At 59.4% G+C, this 16,284-nt stretch carries 16 protein-coding genes; 8 read left to right on the top strand and 8 right to left on the bottom strand.

The genetic code is table 11. The annotated features are described in order from the left end of the window. Window positions 1-61 precede the first annotated feature (61 nt). Entirely contained in the window at window positions 62-1,204 is a 1,143-nt protein-coding gene (lldD, locus tag AC3WP4_RS08250) for an FMN-dependent L-lactate dehydrogenase LldD (protein ID WP_102616530.1), read from the top strand. A 215-nt stretch (window positions 1,205-1,419) separates the two neighbouring features. Here lldD and AC3WP4_RS08245 read toward each other — a convergent pair whose 3' ends face one another. From AC3WP4_RS08245 to AC3WP4_RS08230, 4 genes are all read right to left on the bottom strand, one after another. Beyond that, window positions 1,420-3,894, bottom strand: coding sequence for a TonB-dependent siderophore receptor (locus tag AC3WP4_RS08245; protein WP_102616529.1), 2,475 nt, complete (start codon window positions 3,892-3,894; stop codon window positions 1,420-1,422). Between the two features lie 105 nt (window positions 3,895-3,999). Next, entirely contained in the window at window positions 4,000-4,953 is a 954-nt protein-coding gene (locus AC3WP4_RS08240; protein ID WP_102616528.1) for a FecR domain-containing protein, read from the bottom strand. Continuing rightward, complete coding sequence (locus tag AC3WP4_RS08235) at window positions 4,950-5,471, bottom strand: sigma-70 family RNA polymerase sigma factor (protein ID WP_102616527.1); 522 nt, start codon at window positions 5,469-5,471, stop codon at window positions 4,950-4,952. Before AC3WP4_RS08235 ends, AC3WP4_RS08240 begins: the two co-directional genes overlap by 4 nt. Before the next feature lie 92 nt (window positions 5,472-5,563). Continuing rightward, window positions 5,564-5,932, bottom strand: coding sequence for a DUF427 domain-containing protein (locus AC3WP4_RS08230; RefSeq protein ID WP_074875946.1), 369 nt, complete (start codon window positions 5,930-5,932; stop codon window positions 5,564-5,566). Window positions 5,933-6,192: 260 nt separating this feature from the next. Here AC3WP4_RS08230 and AC3WP4_RS08225 point away from each other — a divergent pair, with 260 nt between their 5' ends. From AC3WP4_RS08225 to AC3WP4_RS08210, 4 genes are all read left to right on the top strand, one after another. Continuing rightward, a complete protein-coding gene (locus AC3WP4_RS08225; RefSeq protein ID WP_102616526.1) occupies window positions 6,193-8,142 on the top strand; it encodes a DNA topoisomerase III in 1,950 nt (649 codons plus the stop codon). Window positions 8,143-8,246: 104 nt separating this feature from the next. Next, window positions 8,247-8,768: a GNAT family N-acetyltransferase gene (locus AC3WP4_RS08220; RefSeq protein WP_102616525.1), complete on the top strand. Its 522-nt coding sequence runs from the start codon at window positions 8,247-8,249 to the stop codon at window positions 8,766-8,768. Window positions 8,769-9,289: 521 nt separating this feature from the next. Continuing rightward, a complete protein-coding gene (locus AC3WP4_RS08215; protein WP_074875936.1) occupies window positions 9,290-9,619 on the top strand; it encodes a hypothetical protein in 330 nt (109 codons plus the stop codon). Window positions 9,620-9,743: 124 nt separating this feature from the next. Next, the gene (locus AC3WP4_RS08210; protein ID WP_074875934.1) at window positions 9,744-10,046 is read left to right on the top strand and encodes a hypothetical protein; all 303 of its coding nucleotides are present in this window, start codon (window positions 9,744-9,746) and stop codon (window positions 10,044-10,046) included. Here AC3WP4_RS08210 and cynR read toward each other — a convergent pair. Next, entirely contained in the window at window positions 10,032-10,937 is a 906-nt protein-coding gene (gene cynR, locus AC3WP4_RS08205; protein WP_102616524.1) for a transcriptional regulator CynR, read from the bottom strand. The two genes, AC3WP4_RS08210 and cynR, sit on opposite strands and share 15 nt — an antisense overlap. Window positions 10,938-11,062: 125 nt before the next feature. On the opposite strand from cynR, the gene cynS reads away from it, so the two are divergent. Together cynS and AC3WP4_RS08195 are read left to right on the top strand one after the other, a co-directional pair. After that, window positions 11,063-11,530, top strand: a complete 468-nt coding sequence (gene cynS, locus AC3WP4_RS08200; RefSeq protein ID WP_074875931.1) for a cyanase — start codon at window positions 11,063-11,065, stop codon at window positions 11,528-11,530. A gap of 189 nt (window positions 11,531-11,719) precedes the next feature. Continuing rightward, window positions 11,720-12,382, top strand: a complete 663-nt coding sequence (locus AC3WP4_RS08195) for a carbonic anhydrase (protein WP_074875929.1) — start codon at window positions 11,720-11,722, stop codon at window positions 12,380-12,382. A 76-nt stretch (window positions 12,383-12,458) separates the two neighbouring features. Here AC3WP4_RS08195 and AC3WP4_RS08190 read toward each other — a convergent pair whose 3' ends face one another. From AC3WP4_RS08190 to glsB, 3 genes are all read right to left on the bottom strand, one after another. Beyond that, entirely contained in the window at window positions 12,459-12,809 is a 351-nt protein-coding gene (locus tag AC3WP4_RS08190; RefSeq protein ID WP_074875927.1) for a BON domain-containing protein, read from the bottom strand. A gap of 166 nt (window positions 12,810-12,975) precedes the next feature. Next, a complete protein-coding gene (locus AC3WP4_RS08185) occupies window positions 12,976-14,478 on the bottom strand; it encodes an aldehyde dehydrogenase family protein (protein ID WP_102616523.1) in 1,503 nt (500 codons plus the stop codon). A gap of 162 nt (window positions 14,479-14,640) precedes the next feature. After that, the gene (gene glsB / locus AC3WP4_RS08180; RefSeq protein ID WP_102616522.1) at window positions 14,641-15,549 is read right to left on the bottom strand and encodes a glutaminase B; all 909 of its coding nucleotides are present in this window, start codon (window positions 15,547-15,549) and stop codon (window positions 14,641-14,643) included. A gap of 463 nt (window positions 15,550-16,012) precedes the next feature. Between glsB and AC3WP4_RS08175 the strand changes: the two genes are divergently transcribed. Further along, a complete protein-coding gene (locus tag AC3WP4_RS08175) occupies window positions 16,013-16,231 on the top strand; it encodes an HvfA family oxazolone/thioamide-modified RiPP metallophore (RefSeq protein ID WP_076031394.1) in 219 nt (72 codons plus the stop codon). Window positions 16,232-16,284: the final 53 nt, after the last annotated feature.

Here is a 16,284-nt window from a genome sequence, read left to right as displayed (position 1 = left end):
CCCCTCGCCACAGGTAAGCTCGACGACATCGGCAGCCCCGCCACTCACAGACCGAGGCACCATGATCATTTCATCCGCATCTGACTATCGCGAGGCAGCACGTCGCAAACTCCCGCGTTTTTTGTTTGATTACATTGATGGCGGCGCCTACGCAGAGCATACGCTGAGGGCCAATAGCGCTGATCTGACCGGCATCAGCCTGCGTCAGCGCATTCTGAAAAACGTCGAAACCCTGAGCCTTGAAACCACCCTCTTCGACCAACCGCTTTCGATGCCCATCATATTGGCCCCGGTCGGCCTGACGGGCATGTTCGCCCGTCGTGGCGAGGTGCAGGCGGTGAAAGCAGCGGAGAACAAAGGCATCCCGCTTTGCCTGTCAACGGTTTCGGTGTGCTCGATCGAGGAAGTCTCGGCACAAAGCCAACAGCCCATCTGGTTTCAGCTGTATGTGTTGAAGGACAGGGGCTTCATGAAAAATGCACTGGAGCGGGCGAAGGCCGCCGGTGTGAAAAACCTGGTGTTTACCGTGGACATGCCCACGCCCGGCGCCCGCTACAGGGACGCACACTCGGGCATGTCCGGCCCTTTTGCATCTTCGCGGCGAATGCTTCAGGCCATGACCAAACCCGACTGGGCATTCAACGTCGGTCTCATGGGGCGTCCGCACGACCTGGGCAATATCTCGAAGTACCTTGGCAAGGCCGTAACCCTCGAAGACTACATGGGCTGGTTGGCCAACAACTTCGACCCTTCGATCAGCTGGAGCGATCTGGAGTGGATTCGTGAATTCTGGGAAGGCCCGATGATCATCAAAGGCATCCTTGACCCTCAGGACGCCCGGGATGCGGTCAGCTTTGGCGCGGATGGCATTGTCGTGTCGAACCACGGTGGGCGACAACTGGACGGCGTGCTCTCCACCACCAAGGCATTGCCGCCCATCATGCAAGCCATCGGTAATGATTTGACGGTGCTGGTCGACTCGGGAATCCGCTCGGGGCTTGATGTTGTACGGATGTTGGCGCTGGGCGCAAAAGGCGTATTGCTGGGGCGTTCCATGGCCTATGCACTGGCCGCCGATGGTCAACGCGGAGTGGAAAATATGCTGGATATCTTCGCCAAGGAAATGCGCGTCGCCATGACCTTGACCGGGGTGACCTCGATTAGCCAGATTGATGAATCCACGCTGGTGGATGCTGTTCGATGAGAGATCAAAAGCCAAAGCCTGGCGCGGTATCTGTAGGAGCGAGCCTGCTCGCGAAATACGTCCGGACACCGCGTTCATTCAGACTGCACGCGTTATCGTTCACGTCCTTCGCGAGCAGGCTCGCTCCCACAGGGGGAATGCGTACGCTTTAAGCAGCCGTGACCGAAGAAACGGATATGCCCCCCAACATCAAGTGAACAGCATCACCATCACCGTCAGAAACTCGCCTTGACCGACACCATGAAGTTGCGAGGATCACCGTAGTAATTACCGAAGGTCTCGGTACCGATAGTGGCGTAGTAACGCTTGTCGAACAGGTTGTTGCCGTTCAACGCCACCGACCAGGTGTCATCGATGCGGTAGCCGATGCGACCGTTCCAGATCGCATAACCCGACTGGCTGATCTTCTTCCCGCTGACCGGAGACACCCGGAAATTATCGCTTTGCGCATTGACACCAGCACCGACAGTGAACCGCTCGAGCGACCCGCTCAGGGCATAATCGCCCCACATGCGCAACACATGCCGAGGCACATAACTGTTGAACGCTGCGCCATTGAGACTGGTGTCGATGTCGTCGAGGGTCTTGGTCTGCGTGTAGGTGTAACCCGCGAGCAACTGGAGTCGCTCGATGACTTCACCACTGATCTCGGCCTCGAAACCCTGGGCGCGAACTTTTCCGGCGTTGACGTAGCAGTAGCCATCCGATGACGGGCAACTTGAGTTGTAGTCAGTCTGCGCCTGGTCCTTCTGGATAGTCCGGAACAGGTTGAAAGAGCTGTTCAGGCGACCGTCGAACCAGGCGCCCTTGATGCCCAACTCATAGCTCTGGCCTACGAGCGGTTTGAGAGCGGACCCGTCTTCCGATCGGAAATTGCCTTGCGGGGTAAAAATATCCGAGTAGCTGGCATAGGCCGTCAGGTTTTCGTTCAGGTCCAGCAGCAGGCCGGCAAACGGCGTGACCTGGCCCGTCTCCGTAGTGCTGGAGTGTTCCGAGGTGCCGGAATTAATGAACACCGAATCGGTGTCTGAGCTGTACCAACTCACCCGACTGCCAGCCACCAGGGTCAGAGGATCCGCCAGCTTCAGGCGCAACGTAGAGTAAACGCCCTTCTGCCGGATGACTGAATTGACCGGCCCACCGCGTGACGAGTTGTCGATGAAGTAACTGTCGTCCGGCTCCGGAATATGTTTGTCGGGATTGAACACATTCTGTCGCTGGGGCAGAAACGCCACCGAGTAGAAGTCGTCTTTTTTCGAACGGCTGGCGTTGAACCCCACCACCAATTCATGTTGCTGACCGAACGCGCCGAACTTGCCATCCACGTACGCGTCAAGTCCGTAATCGACCTGATCGTAGTCGTACATGCTACCGAGGACGCCGGTGGTGCCTACGCCGGGTGTCACCGATCCGGAGGCGAACGCGTATTTGATGTCCTGAGTGTTCTTTGTATAAACGCTGGCGACCTTCAACGCCCAGTCTTCATTGATCTGATGTTTCAGGTCGCTGAAGACGGTGGTTCGCTGGCTGCGCCAGGTGTTCCAGGAAGGGTCGAGGCAGGTCGAGCGACTGAGTTTCAGATCACTGCCGTCCTTGTAACGCGGCAGGCCGCCCCAGCAAGGGCTGGCGTCAATGTCTTCATAGGCAACGCCCAGGCCGAGGGTCGTATCGGGATTCAGATCGACGTCGAGCGCGCCGTAGTACACCTGGTCCTTGCGACTGGCGTCGTCAACAAAATAGTGTCGGCTCTGCTCGGCGACGACGGCGCGTCCGCGAATGGTGCCGGACTCATTCAGCGGGCCACCGGTGTCGACCTGTCCGCGATAGTTGTCCCAACTGCCGCCGGACAGCGTGATGTCGGTATGTGGATCGGCCTGACCGCGCTTGCGAACGAAGTTCACCCCGCCAGCGGTGCCACCCGAGCCTTTCATCATCCCCGCGGCACCCCGCAGGATTTCGACCCGATCGTAATACGCCATGTCACCGCTGAAACTGTCGGCCTGGACATAGAGATTGCCCATATCCAGCGGCACGCCGTCGTACTGGTACTGGCCCGACATCCGGAACCCGCGCGAATAGAAATATTTGCCGCCCATGGTCGAGTCGTAGACGGTAATGCCCGGGGTCTTTTCCATGACCTGATCGATGGTGTTGAGGTTCTGGTCATCGAGCATCTTGCGGGTCATCACCGTGATCGATTGCGGTGTCTCTTTCAGGGAGTGCTCACCCTTGCCGATAGTCACCGCTCCCGTCGTGTACGAACCGCTGTTCTCGGTAGTCGCGCCCAGCATCTGCCCATTGATGTTGGTAGCACCCAACTCCAGCGCCGAACCGGCAGCGGGAACTGGCCGCAGTACGTAAGTGCCATTGGCCTGGGGATTGGCTTGCAGGCCGCTGCCGCCAAGAATGCGCGCGAAGCCTTCACTGACCCCGAACGCACCTTTGAGCCCGGGAGATTTCAACCCTTCGGTTTGTCGCGCATCAAAGGAAATGGCGGCACCCGCGGCACTGGCGAAATGGCTGAGGACTTCGGTCAGGCTGCCAGGCGCAATGTCGAAGGACTGCACCGAATTTTGTTGTTGCGCCGGGGCTGCGGTCGCTGCAACTGGCCATACGCACATCGACGTTGCCACAACTAATCCGACCTTCACTGCAATCGCCAGACGACCTGGCGTGTACACCCGAGACATGCTTACCCTCCCCCAAAACCAATCAATAAAAACTCACTGAGGGATGAGCCGAACGATGTGTATGAAAAGTGCAAAGGCAACAAAACTTTTTGTGCGCTGCGTGCACTACTGCAAATCGCTGCCCGAAACAGTGACCCAGTAACGGCTGTATCGGCTGACGCGAAGGGAGAAACCGCTCTCCAGCGCGGCCAGCGCCAGGTCTGTGTTATCGATGGGGAACGCGCCGGACACCCTTAAATTGGCAATGCGCGGATCACAGCGCAGCACCCCGGTGCGATAGCGCGAAAGGTCGGCCAACAACTCGCCCAAGGGACGATCGATGGCGATGATACTGCCTCGCTGCCACGCGCCTGCCGATGCATCGTTGCGCCGTACCGTCCCCAGCGAAATGGCATTGAAGCCGATAGCCTGGCCAGCCTCGAGGCGCACTGTCGATCCACCGCCAGAGGTGACTTCCACCGCTTTCTCAAGCACCGCCACCTCGCCACTCTCACTTTGGGACCGAACGATAAAACGCGTCCCCAGCGCCAGCACCTCGCCATGGCGGGTGACCACCTTGAACGGCCGCTGCGAAGGATCGACAGCGGTGGTGACGAGAATCTCGCCCCGCAACAGTTCCAGCACGCGTTGATGAGTGTCGAAACGCAGGTTGACCACGGTGTCGGTGTTCAGCAGCAACGAACTGCCATCCGCCAGACGAAACTCCCGGCGCTCACCCACGGCGGTGCGGAAATCGGCAAGCAGGTCTTGGGTTGTTTCACTGCGCCATCCGGACCAGCCCAGCGAACCGGCCGACGCCAATACCAACACACTGCGCAATACCTGGCGGCGGGATCGCTCGGCCCCCCGCAAGGCCGGCGAAGCCAGGGCGCCCGGCACGCTGCTCATCTGCTCGCCGACAGCAGCCATGCGCTGCCAGGCCTGGCGATGTGCAGGATCAGCAACCAGCCAGTCATTCCACGCCGCACGATCCGAATCGGTCGCGACGCCGGACTGCAGCCGGGCGTACCACCGGGCGGCGATGCTGATCGCCTTTAACTCGGCGGGCGACAGGCTCATGCGAGCTGCAACCGGATCTGCATCAGGCAGCAATGTTCCATGGCCTTGGCCATGTGATTGTTGACCGTGCGCACGCTGACACTCAGGCGCTCGGCAATTTGCGGATAGGTCAGGCCATCGAACTGAGACAGGATGAACGTTTGCTTGACCTTCGGCCCCAGCCCTTGCAGCAAACGGTCGATTTCCATCAGGGCCTGCAACAGGATCGCCTGTTCCTCCAACGAGGGCTGTTGCCATTCGGGCATGGCGGCCAAGGCTTCCAGATAGGACTGCTCCAGCGAGCGCCGACGGAACAGATCGATCAGCAAGCCCTTGGCGATCATTGACAGGTAAGGTCGCGGCTCGCGAATCTCCAGCGCGTTGCGCGCCTTGATCACCCGGACGAAGGTGTCCTGCGCCAGGTCCGCCGCATCGAAGGCATTGCCCAGCCGTCTGCGCAGCCAGCCGTTGAGCCAACCGTGATGGTCGCAATACAGATCATTGACAGCGCTGCGCAGGGACAAATCGTTGACGGTCATGACAATAGAATAATTCGCGAGTGATAATGACTCGCATTGTCATCCGTGCAGGCGGTGATTGGCAATAGCCACCTTAGGCAAAAACCACCCTCTCACTCGATGTCCTTGAGCACCTCAAACGTGACTTGATCGGGATAGAAGGCCATATAGCCGCGAATCTGCTCGACCGACACTTTGGGGTCTTCATAGCTCCACACCGCGTTAGCGCCCTCATGTCCCGGGATTTGCAGACTGAAATAGCTGGCATCGCCCTTATAGGGGCAATAACTCGTGTGATCGGTGCGGGCAAAGTACTTTTCATCGATGTCTTCACGCGGTACGTAATACACCGGAGGGTAGTTGGCCTCGAGCAACACCAGCGCTCGTGCGGACGCGGCCACCTGGATGCCGTGAAACTTCACAAGCAGGCAGCCCGGCTGCTCTGCAATGGTGATGACAGGACTAGGACCGGTGCTTTTCATGAAATACGTTCCTCATGACGGTGATGGACCTGCAGGTGCGAGCGATGCGCGATTTATTAGGTATACCTCATGTTTTGCACTCATGACGGCTTCGCAGCCGAACGGGAGAGAGCCTCCTCGCCGATAGCGATCAGTGGGCTGAGAAGTCTGTGCAATGAATCGCAACGCACCAACTGTACATCCATACAGATAAAGATTGCCCCATCGCTCTTCAGCCGCCATCCTGTGCACCTCTCGACAGTTGATGAGCGATGGTGGTTATGCGGCTGTACCTCTGTGAAAAACCTTCCCAGGCCAAAGACATTGCGGCCGTCCTCGGCGCCAGGCGTCGTGGCGACGGCTGCTGGCTGGGAACGGACGTCACGGTAACCTGGTGCATCGGCCATCTGCTGGAAACCGCGCCGCCCGACGCCTATGACGCGCGTTACAAGCGATGGGTGCTGGCGGACCTGCCGATCATTCCAGAGAAGTGGAAAATGACCGTCAAGCCGCGTACGGCCAGCCAATACAAAGCGGTCAAGCGGCTGCTCGGAGAGGCCAGCGAACTGGTGATCGCCACCGACGCCGACCGTGAGGGCGAGATGATCGCCCGGGAACTGGTGGAGCATTGCCGTTATCGCGGGCCGATCCAGCGGCTATGGCTGTCGGCGCTGGACGATGCATCGATCCGCAAGGCATTGGCGGCACTGAAGCCGGGGGCAGAGACCTTTAGCCTTTACCATTCGGCACTCGGGCGCTCGCGGGCCGACTGGCTGATCGGGATGAACATGAGTCGGCTGTTCACGCTGTTGGGGCGTCAGTCCGGTTATCAGGGCGTATTGCCGGTCGGTCGGGTGCAAACGCCGACCCTGCGCCTGGTGGTGGATCGCGATCGCAGCATCGCCGATTTCGTGCCAGTCGCCTATTGGGCCATCGATGTGCAACTGCTGCACGACGGCACTACGTTCACCGCCCAGTGGCGTGCAGCCTCAGAGGTTTGCGACGATCAGGATCGCTGCCTGAATCAGGCGTTGGCGCAGCAAGCAGCGGCGGCAATCGGCACTGCGGCGAGTGCCCGGGTGATCAAACTGCGTACCGAGCGAATGCGCGAAGTGGCCCCCCTGCCCTTCGATCTGGGCACCTTGCAGGAAGTCTGCTCGAAGAAGCTCGGGCTCGGCGCCCAGGAAACCCTCGACATCGCCCAGGCGCTGTACGAAACCCACAAGGTCATCACCTATCCACGCAGCGACTGCGGTTATCTGCCCGTGAGTCAGCACAGCGAAGCACCCAGCATACTTGCTGCCCTGAGGCAGGCTGATCCGGCGCTGAACGCCTTGAACGATTTCCTCGAGCCCCAGCGTCGCTCAAGGGCCTGGAACGACGCCAAGGTCAGTGCTCACCACGGCATCATCCCCACCGCTGCGGCGAAGAATCTCGAGCGACTGGCGGGCAAGCAGCGGGCGGTCTACACCCTGATCCGCGCGCGTTACCTGGCGCAGTTTCTGCCCAACCATGAATACGACCGGACCCAGGCCGACTTCGACTGCGCCGGTGAAGCCTTGCGTGCCGTCGGCAAGCAGATCGTCGAGCCCGGCTGGAAACGCGCCCTGCCCGAGGCCCTCGCCCCGGCCAAGGGCCGGGAAGCACCGGCGCCGCAAACATTGCCGGCATTGGCTGAAGGACGTGACTGCGCAGTGGCCGACGTCAAGCTCAAGGACCTCTGGACGCAACCACCCAAACCGTTCACCGAAGGCGACCTGATCAAGGCGATGAAGAACGTCGCCAAACTGGTGGAAGATCCGCTGCTCAAACAGAAACTCAAGGACACCACCGGCATCGGCACTGAAGCGACCCGCGCTTCGATCATCCAGGGCCTGCTCGACCGGGGTTATCTGATCAAGAACGGCAAGGCCCTGGCCGCCACCCCGGCCGCGTTCAGCCTGATCGATGCCGTGCCGCGAGCCATCGCCGACCCGGGCACCACAGCCATTTGGGAGCAAGCGCTGGACATGGTGCAGAGCGGCGAGATGAGCCTGGAAGAATTCGTCACCAAACAGGCCGCGTGGATGAGCAAACAGGTGGCCCGTTGCGCCGGGCTGAGCCTGACCATCAGCGGACCGGCAAGCCCCGCCGGGCGCGGTGCAACACCGTGGAAAAACAAACGCAAGCCCGCCAAACGCAAGCCCTCGACGGGTACCAAACGCGCGGCAAAACCGGCGAGCAAGACCTGAGGGGATTTCGAGCGAGCCTGAATGGACTATGTTCTTCAGAGTCAGCTGAGATACTCCCCAAGTTACGCACCAGGCAACAACCCTGCTTTCTGCGAGGTACGATCATGGCGACAATCAGCAGCCAGCCCTTGATTGAACTGCACGCCGCACAGCGCGACGAACTGGAAACGATTGAAAACCTGATGCAGTTCTACCTGTATGACTTCAGCGAGTGGCTGCCGCTGAAGCTCGGTGAGCATGGCTTCTTCAACGCTCAGCCCAAACCGGGCTACTGGCGCAACCCCGCCACCCGGCCGTTTTTGATCAAGGTTAATGGAGGATTGGCCGGTTTCGTGACGGTGGATGATGAAACCCAAGTTCCCGGCGCCGAGTACAACATCGGCTACTTCTTTGTCAGTCGACGCTTTCGTGGCCAAGGCGTCGCGAAGTTTGTCGTTTCCGCCCTCTTGAGCCGGTTCCCCGGTCAATGGCAAATTTTCCACCTCGACGTGAATCAACCTGCGCAGCGGTTCTGGGCTCGGGTCCTGCCTGATCTCACCCATGGCGAGTTCACCCTGCATCAGCAGCCGGTAGACGGTTATCCCTGCACCGTTTACCGATTCCAGACATCGCTGCCATCGTCCTGACTGGCGCGTTCCCCTAGCGCTTTTTAATTCCAAACAACTTTGTCCGACAATATGTAGTGACCAAAAATAATCACTACAAAACCGTTGACGCCTCCGATTTGCCCTTGCATGATGCAGACGTCTCCCCGATCGGGAGTACAGGCAACACGTTTGAGCAAGCTCGTCTGACCGCCGAGCTGTTTTTCCCGGATACACGCTGCCCACAAGGCAGATTGAAGAAGCTGACCTGGCCTGAACGTCCAGTACAAGGACGAGAAGCGCTGGCGATCAATCCTCATGAAGCTTGTGACCGACCCCTTAAAAGGTTGGCAGTGGCCTGAAGGTTTTCGCTGCTTCTCCTCGTTGTGACGCTATTGCGTAGCAGTTATTCAACACGACTACATGCAACAGACGCGGGACCCCGTCAATTTGGCGGCTGACTGCTGACGTCCTGGTTTCGGTGCCAGGGATCAACTAACCGATGGGCTACCTGTATTAGCGAATCAACTTTGAAAGATCACCAAATGGTCAAGGGGCTTACTATGAATCTGAACAATCAACCCACTATCGATGAACTGGCTCATCTGTTCGCTGCGCAAAAAGACAGCCATGACAGCCATATTCTGTGGATCAGCAAGTCGGGCCAGGTGCATATCGACTGCCTGTCGCCTCACGCTCATGAAGCGGAGTTCGACAAGAACAACCAGAACCTGCTCGCCCGACTGAAGATGTACCGTCGCGGCCAAGGCTATGTCGGCAAGAAAGCCGCGGCTGACAAGGACTTCATCGGTAACGTTCTGCAAACGCTGAAACAGGCGTGGGCCTCGATGCAGAACCAGAACGAAGTTCGGGTGATTGACCGGTTCTACTGACACCTGCACACCCCATCCATAAAAAGGCCTCGCTCGTTACATCGAGCGGGGCCTTTTTGTTTGCCTCATGCGCACCAAACACCGCTATCGTTAACCGTGTGCACTGGATCATTGGAGGTTTGTGATGAACATACAACTGACAGGCTTGCTGTTACTCGTAATGGCTAGTGCTGCCCATGCAAACACCGTCACCGGCGTGCCGTTGTTCGATGCTGACTGCCCCGGCAACATCATTGTTCATGCGGATCAGGACGGACCGGTGTTGATCAATAGCAAGGAAGCCGAGACCAAAGCCATTGACGATCGCCGTTTCGAAGCCAGGGGTTCGGGCGTCATCATCTCGATCACTCTCTCCGATGACGACTCGGTCACGGTGTCCTCCACGGGCAAGGCGCCCAATGGTGTGTGTGAATTAATAGAAGACTGACGTCGTCGACTCACCGGCAGCCGCACCCAATACCAGCTCCATAAAAGCCACCGACGCTGCGCTGTGATAGTTGTTTTTGCGTCGAAGCAGCGCGGCCCCTCGTTTGGGCGACTCGCCCAACAACGGGATTTTGCGCAACGCCCGGTCCTCGGTGGCAATGGGCTCCGGAAGAATGGTGGCGATGGCCGTGTGCCGAATGACTTCCAGCAAGGTACTCACCGAATTGACCTCGATCACCACCTTCGGCGTGATTTGCTCCTGGGCAAAGTACTCATCAATGCGGGTGCGGGTAACGAAGTCGGGGGCCAGCAGCGCAAACTCCAGTTGCGCGATCTCTTGCACGGACAACGCGACCTGGCTTTCGTATAACGGGTGATCACGCCCCACCATGACGCCCAACGTCTCGGTAAACGCCGGGATCGACTCGATGTCAGCATTTCTGACCTGGGTAAACGCGATGGCGATGTCCAGTGAGTCATCCACCAGCCCCGCCTCGATGTCATCCATCGACAGCTCGAAAATCTGTAGATGGATGTTCGGATACCGCGCCAGGTAATCGCGCACCAGCGGCCCCACCAGGTAAGCCATGAACGTTGGGGTCATGGCCAGTCGCAGGGTGCCTCGGGACAAGTCCTTTACGTCATGCAGCGCACGTTTGCCTGCCTCCAGTTCCACCAGCACCCGACGAGCACATTCGATGTAGGCCTCTCCCGCATCGGTGGGTTTCACCGTGCGCGAGGTTCGATCGAACAGGCTGACGCCCAGGGTTTCTTCCAGTTGCCGGATCTGTTGGGACAGGGTCGGCTGCGAAACGTGAAGTGCCTCGGCGGCGCGGGTGAAACCGCCGTGGTCGGCGACCGCCAGTAAATAGCGCAAATGTCGGAGCAGCATGAGGAAACCACCATCTATAGGCTGTGCTTATGCGCTGCATTGTATATCGGTCTTGGACGCTATGGATCGATCGGCAGAAGATGGCTCCACACCCAAGCAACCTCACTCCCGACAGGAGAATCACCATGCAACAGTCCCACGCCTACAGCGACCCAAGCCTGGCCCTGACCACGTCGATCCTCGATGCAAAAGCGCGCAAAAACCTGTCATGGCAGGACCTGACTGACGGCACCGGCCTCGGGCTGGCCTACGTCACTGCCGCCCTGCTCGGTCAGCACCCGCTGCCGGAAAGCGCCGCCAAAGTGATTGGCGAGAAGCTGGACCTGGACGCCGACACCGTTGCCCGCCTGCAGATCATCCCGTTGCGCGGCAGCCTCTCGGGTGTCCCGACCGACCCGACCATCTACCGCTTCTACGAAATGATCCAGATTTACGGCACCACCCTCAAAGCCCTGGTTCATGAGCAATTCGGCGACGGCATCATCAGTGCAATCAACTTCAAGCTCGACATGAAAAAAGTCGAAGACCCGGAAGGCGGCTCCCGCGCGGTGATCACCCTCGACGGCAAGTTCCTGCCACTGCGTCCGTTCTAAACGGATGACAGGCGAGTCGAGTTTCCACCTGTGACACACGATTCCCTGTAGCAGCTGCCGAGCCTGCGAGGCTGCGTTCGGCTGCGCAGCAGTCGCCTGGATCTGGCGAGGACTACGTCCTCGAACGCAGCCTCGCAAGCTCGGCAGCTGCTACAAAACAATCATTTGATTCACGTAGAGGACATCGCCATGAAAGCGCTCATCGAAGGTTTTTTGAAGTTCCAGAAAGACGCCTTTCCACAACGCACCGACCTGTTCAAGCACCTGGCCACCACCCAGCATCCGGGCACGCTGTTCATCACCTGCTCCGACAGCCGTGTCGTGCCAGAACTGCTGACCCAACAAGAACCCGGTGAACTGTTTGTGATCCGCAATGCCGGCAACATCGTGCCCTCCTACAGCCCTCACCCCGGCGGTGTGTCGGCTACGGTCGAATATGCGGTCGCGGTGCTTGGAGTCACCGATATTGTGATCTGCGGGCACTCGGACTGTGGCGCCATGACCGCCGTCGCCAAGTGCACATGCATGGACCACTTGCCCGCCGTCAGCGGCTGGTTGCAACACGCCGAGTCAGCGAAAGTCATCAACGAATCGCGTCCGCACGCCAATGAAGCGGCGAAGGTGAGTTCAATGGTTCGGGAGAATGTCATCGCGCAACTGGCCAATATCCAGACGCATCCGAGCGTGCGCCTGGCTCAGGAGAAAGGCCTGTTGAATTTGCATGGTTGGGTCTACGACATCGAGACCGGTTCCATCGAGGCACTGGATGCCGACAGCCACCGTTTTGTGGCGCTCGCCGAGTATCCGGACACCTGCGCCCTTCAAGCCCGATCCATAGAAGCAGCAGCCTGAAGTGTCGATTGGCAGACAGGCGATCGACGCAACGCTCCCGGCTCACGGGAGCGTTGCACTGACACCATCGACCGGGTTATTTATCGTCGATCCTTGTTGACGATTGTGGCCGACTCTCAGGGGCCTCTTCCGCGTTGGGTGGTTGTTGAGTACTGCCTGGCGTGAACACGTGAGTCAGCAAGTCTCTGGCATCCACTTCGACAACCCCCGGAACCGAACGGGCCAAAGCAACCGCCCGCTCACACTGTTTATGGGTGTTGACGCGACCGCTCAATGCCACCGTCCCCCCATGGGTTTTCACATGGATTTGCAGGCCAAAGCTGGGTTCGGCCATTGCCAGGGCTGACTTCACCCTGGCGGTAATCCACGTGTCGTGAACGCCCCTTTCCAGATCATGAGAGTATTGTTGGAAGGAATGAAGTTTCATGGTGTAACCCTCTCTCCGTCATCTGGTGCACTGCCCGTCCCTTGGCGGTGCAACCTTGACGCTCGGGCGAGCGTTATGGACATCTGATTCGTTTCGAGTGCTCGCCACGCCCATACGGGCGCACATTAAGTATAGTGCGGCCGTTGACTGGGATCGTGGTGCCGGATCAGCGTTTGACCGACAGATCCGTCTGGGTCATGCGACTGCGGATCGTGAACACCCCATCTCCCGAGAGAATCGCGCTACGAGCAAACAGGCGACCGCTCTCCCAGTTCGAAAGCCCCAGTTCCGGCTTGTTCAGTGCGTACTGTCCGTCGACCCAGCGGGTAATCCCGTTGCCGACAAAAGGTGCGTTGACCGCGTTGTAGAAGCGTTCCTGAGCGGCGGCGTCTTCACTGATCAGCGAGACGGTGAACTGCGGGCTATAACAATTGAACAAGGCGATGGCGTTATCCAGGTCATCGACAATCTTCAAGCTGACTTCCGGGGTTTCTTCCCATTCCCACTCGCGGCCCAACTGGTCCTCGGGCAACGGTTCGGCCAACGCTTCGGTCTGATAGCCTTCGGCGCGGTACACCTCAACACTGGCGGTCTGCCAATCAGTCGGCAGGTATTGCTCGCTGCCTTCGACAATGTGCAATTTGCAGCCCTGCCCGCGTGCGGTGCCGGCCTGTTGCAGCGCGTCGAGGAACAGCGGCAACAATTCTGCGACACGGTCACGGTGAATCAGGCAGACATTCATTGTGTTGCAGACTTTGCGATCCAGCGAGTTGCGCACTACCGCGGCAAAGCGCTGGGCATCGGCATCCTTGTCGGCGATCAGCCAGGCGCCACCGGTGCCGTGCAGGCTGACGGCGGTGCCAGCCTGTTGGGCGATGCTGCCCAACTGGCTGACGGCGCGCCCCGAACCACGGGCCACCGCCAGTGACAGGCGTCGGTCGGCGAACATTGCCCAACCGGCCGCGTGATTGACGCTTTCTACCAGCGACACCGCGCCGGCAGGCAACCCTGCGTCGCTCAGTGCCGGATTCAACGCGTGGGTGACGATGGCTTGCGCCGTGCCCAACGCATCGCTGCCGATTCGCAACACCGCTGTGTTACCCGTGCGCAACACACCGGCGGCGTCGGCGAAAACATTCGGCCGGCCTTCGAAGACGAACGCGACGATGCCCAGCGGAGAAACCACTTGCTCGACTTTCCAGCCGTCATGCTCGACGCAACTGACCACCTTGCCGCGCGTAGCCGACGCATCGCGCCAGGCCCTGAGGCCGGCGATCATGTCGCGGCGCATGCGTTCATCCGCCAGAAGGCGCGTGGTGGAGCGCCCGCGGGCCTTGGCTCGTTCGATATCGGCCAGGTTGGCGGCTTCGATCAAAGCCCAGCAGGCAGGGTCTTCCAGGCGTTGGGCGAAGCGATCGAAGAACTCGCTGATGGCTTGATCGGAAACCGCGGATATTGCGCTGAAAGCCGCTTCCGCCCGCTCGATTGCAATGGCCGCCGCTTGCTGGTCGACTACCGGAATCAGTAACAATTCGCCGCTGACCTGCTCCACCAGCAAATGGTCCCCGGGCTGAAAACGCGCGGCCAATTCGGGGCTGACCACAGAGACACGATTCCCGGCGAAAGGGATAGCTGTGCCAGCGACTAGACGTTCGAGCGCAAGAGACATGAAGCGGTTTCACCATGCAGGGGGCGGTCGGAAAATGTATAGGAAAATCCCTGGAGCGTCATTAACCGCACGCCTGGCCACTGATCGAAAACCCGGCGGCCCGTTTCCTCGCTAAAAGCATTTCCGGTTTTCCAGGATGGCCGTCGAGCGGCAGTACCGTGCCTAGAAAACCGACCAGCCAATCCGCTGACTCAGCAGCTCCAGCGCGGCCATGCCCGCGAGGGAGTTGCCGGCGGTGTTCAACTCCGGCGACCAGACGCACACGGTAAATTGCCCCGGCACCACCGCGACAATTCCCCCGCCCACGCCGCTCTTGCCCGGTAAACCGACGCGATAGGCAAAGTTGCCGGCTTCATCGTAGAGGCCGCTGGTGGCCATGATCGAGTTGACTTGCTGGGTCTGGCGCGCGGTGAGGATCTGTTCGCCGCTGTGCTTGCAGAAACCATCGTTGGCCAGGAAACAGAACGCCCGCGCCAGATCCACGCAGCTCATGCGCAGTGCGCAATGGCTGAAATAACTGCGCAGCACCGCTTCGACATCGTTGTGAAAATTGCCGAACGATTGCATCAGGTAGGCCATCGCAGCATTGCGCGCGCGATGCTGGTATTCCGACTCGGCGACCTTGCCATCTACCATGACTTGCGGGTTGCCGGACAGCCGACGGACAAAGTCGCGCATCGACAGCGCCGGCGCGGCAAAGCGTGACTGGTTGATGTCGCAGATCACCAGCGCACCGGCGTTGATGAAGGGATTGCGCGGTCGCCCGCGTTCGAATTCCAGTTGCACCAGCGAATTGAACGGTTGGCCGGAAGGCTCGTGACCCAGGCGCGTCCAAATGGTTTCGCCGGAGTGTTCGATGGCCTGCACCAGGCTGAACACCTTGGAAATACTCTGCACCGAGAACAGCGTATGGGCGTCGCCGGCGCAATACAGTTCGCCGTCATTGCCGTACACCGCGATGCCCAACTGATCGGCCGGCACTATACCGAGGGCGGGAATATAGTCAGCCACCTTGCCCTGGCCGATCAGGGGACGAACTGCGTCAAGGATCTCGTTCAACAGCGCTTGCATGCAGGGTTCCGAAGTCTCGCCCCATGGGATCGCGGGGACACAGACGCTAGACGCCACTGGTCAGTGCTGGATCACAGTTTCCTGCAGGAGCATGCGATATCTGCACGACTGAAACACTACCCCTGTAGCAGCTGTCGAGCCCTAGCGAGGCTGCGTTCGGCTGCGAAGCAGTCGTGAAATCCAGCGGCTCGGTAGTCCAGGTTAATCGCGTGCACTGGGTTTACGGCTGCTTCGCAGCCGAACGCAGCCTCGCTAGGGCTCGACAGCTGCTACAGGATTTCGGGTTGGCCGAGAAATTTCAGGGTTACGTATCACAGTGTGTACAGCGCCCCTGCCGACACACCCCGCCCCTAAAACCCCTCGCCAAAGACACATCGCAGATACACCTGCTTGATGAACTGTGCCCGTCGATTGGCCGCGCCAATCAAAGCGTTCAACTCACTCAATGCTACGGAGTATCACCATGTTCAAACTCTCGACTTCTTCCTTGACCCTCGGCCTGATCATCGCTGGTGGCCTGGCCGTGTCCAACGCGGCTTCAGCCTCTGAGTCCGAGGCGTTCAGCATGAAACAACTGACCCACGGCTATAGCCAGGCCCAGGCCGACTCGGCAGAAAAACCGGCGGAAGGTAAATGTGGCGAAGGCAAATGCGGCGAAGGCAAGTGCGGCGCCAGCAAGTAACCCTTTGCGTGGGGCACCGCGGTGCCCCTCCTCCCTGACTGAACGGAGATCTC

The sequence above is a fragment of the Pseudomonas sp. FW305-20 genome, from assembly GCF_058788075.1.
Note: the sequence above shows the minus strand (reverse complement) of the source record. Positions and strands in the feature narration are given on the sequence as shown.

Coding starts and splice junctions, on each gene's coding strand:
- AC3WP4_RS08235 (WP_102616527.1), bottom strand. CDS start 5,471: ATGACCGTCAACGATTTGTCCCTGCGCAGCGCTGTCAATGATCTGTAT.
- AC3WP4_RS08195 (WP_074875929.1), top strand. CDS start 11,720: ATGAAAGCGCTCATCGAAGGTTTTTTGAAGTTCCAGAAAGACGCCTTT.
- cynS (WP_074875931.1), top strand. CDS start 11,063: ATGCAACAGTCCCACGCCTACAGCGACCCAAGCCTGGCCCTGACCACG.
- glsB (WP_102616522.1), bottom strand. CDS start 15,549: ATGCAAGCGCTGTTGAACGAGATCCTTGACGCAGTTCGTCCCCTGATC.
- AC3WP4_RS08225 (WP_102616526.1), top strand. CDS start 6,193: ATGCGGCTGTACCTCTGTGAAAAACCTTCCCAGGCCAAAGACATTGCG.
- AC3WP4_RS08175 (WP_076031394.1), top strand. CDS start 16,013: ATGTTCAAACTCTCGACTTCTTCCTTGACCCTCGGCCTGATCATCGCT.
- AC3WP4_RS08240 (WP_102616528.1), bottom strand. CDS start 4,953: ATGAGCCTGTCGCCCGCCGAGTTAAAGGCGATCAGCATCGCCGCCCGG.
- AC3WP4_RS08245 (WP_102616529.1), bottom strand. CDS start 3,894: ATGTCTCGGGTGTACACGCCAGGTCGTCTGGCGATTGCAGTGAAGGTC.
- AC3WP4_RS08230 (WP_074875946.1), bottom strand. CDS start 5,932: ATGAAAAGCACCGGTCCTAGTCCTGTCATCACCATTGCAGAGCAGCCG.
- lldD (WP_102616530.1), top strand. CDS start 62: ATGATCATTTCATCCGCATCTGACTATCGCGAGGCAGCACGTCGCAAA.
- AC3WP4_RS08220 (WP_102616525.1), top strand. CDS start 8,247: ATGGCGACAATCAGCAGCCAGCCCTTGATTGAACTGCACGCCGCACAG.
- cynR (WP_102616524.1), bottom strand. CDS start 10,937: ATGCTGCTCCGACATTTGCGCTATTTACTGGCGGTCGCCGACCACGGC.
- AC3WP4_RS08215 (WP_074875936.1), top strand. CDS start 9,290: ATGAATCTGAACAATCAACCCACTATCGATGAACTGGCTCATCTGTTC.
- AC3WP4_RS08185 (WP_102616523.1), bottom strand. CDS start 14,478: ATGTCTCTTGCGCTCGAACGTCTAGTCGCTGGCACAGCTATCCCTTTC.
- AC3WP4_RS08210 (WP_074875934.1), top strand. CDS start 9,744: ATGAACATACAACTGACAGGCTTGCTGTTACTCGTAATGGCTAGTGCT.
- AC3WP4_RS08190 (WP_074875927.1), bottom strand. CDS start 12,809: ATGAAACTTCATTCCTTCCAACAATACTCTCATGATCTGGAAAGGGGC.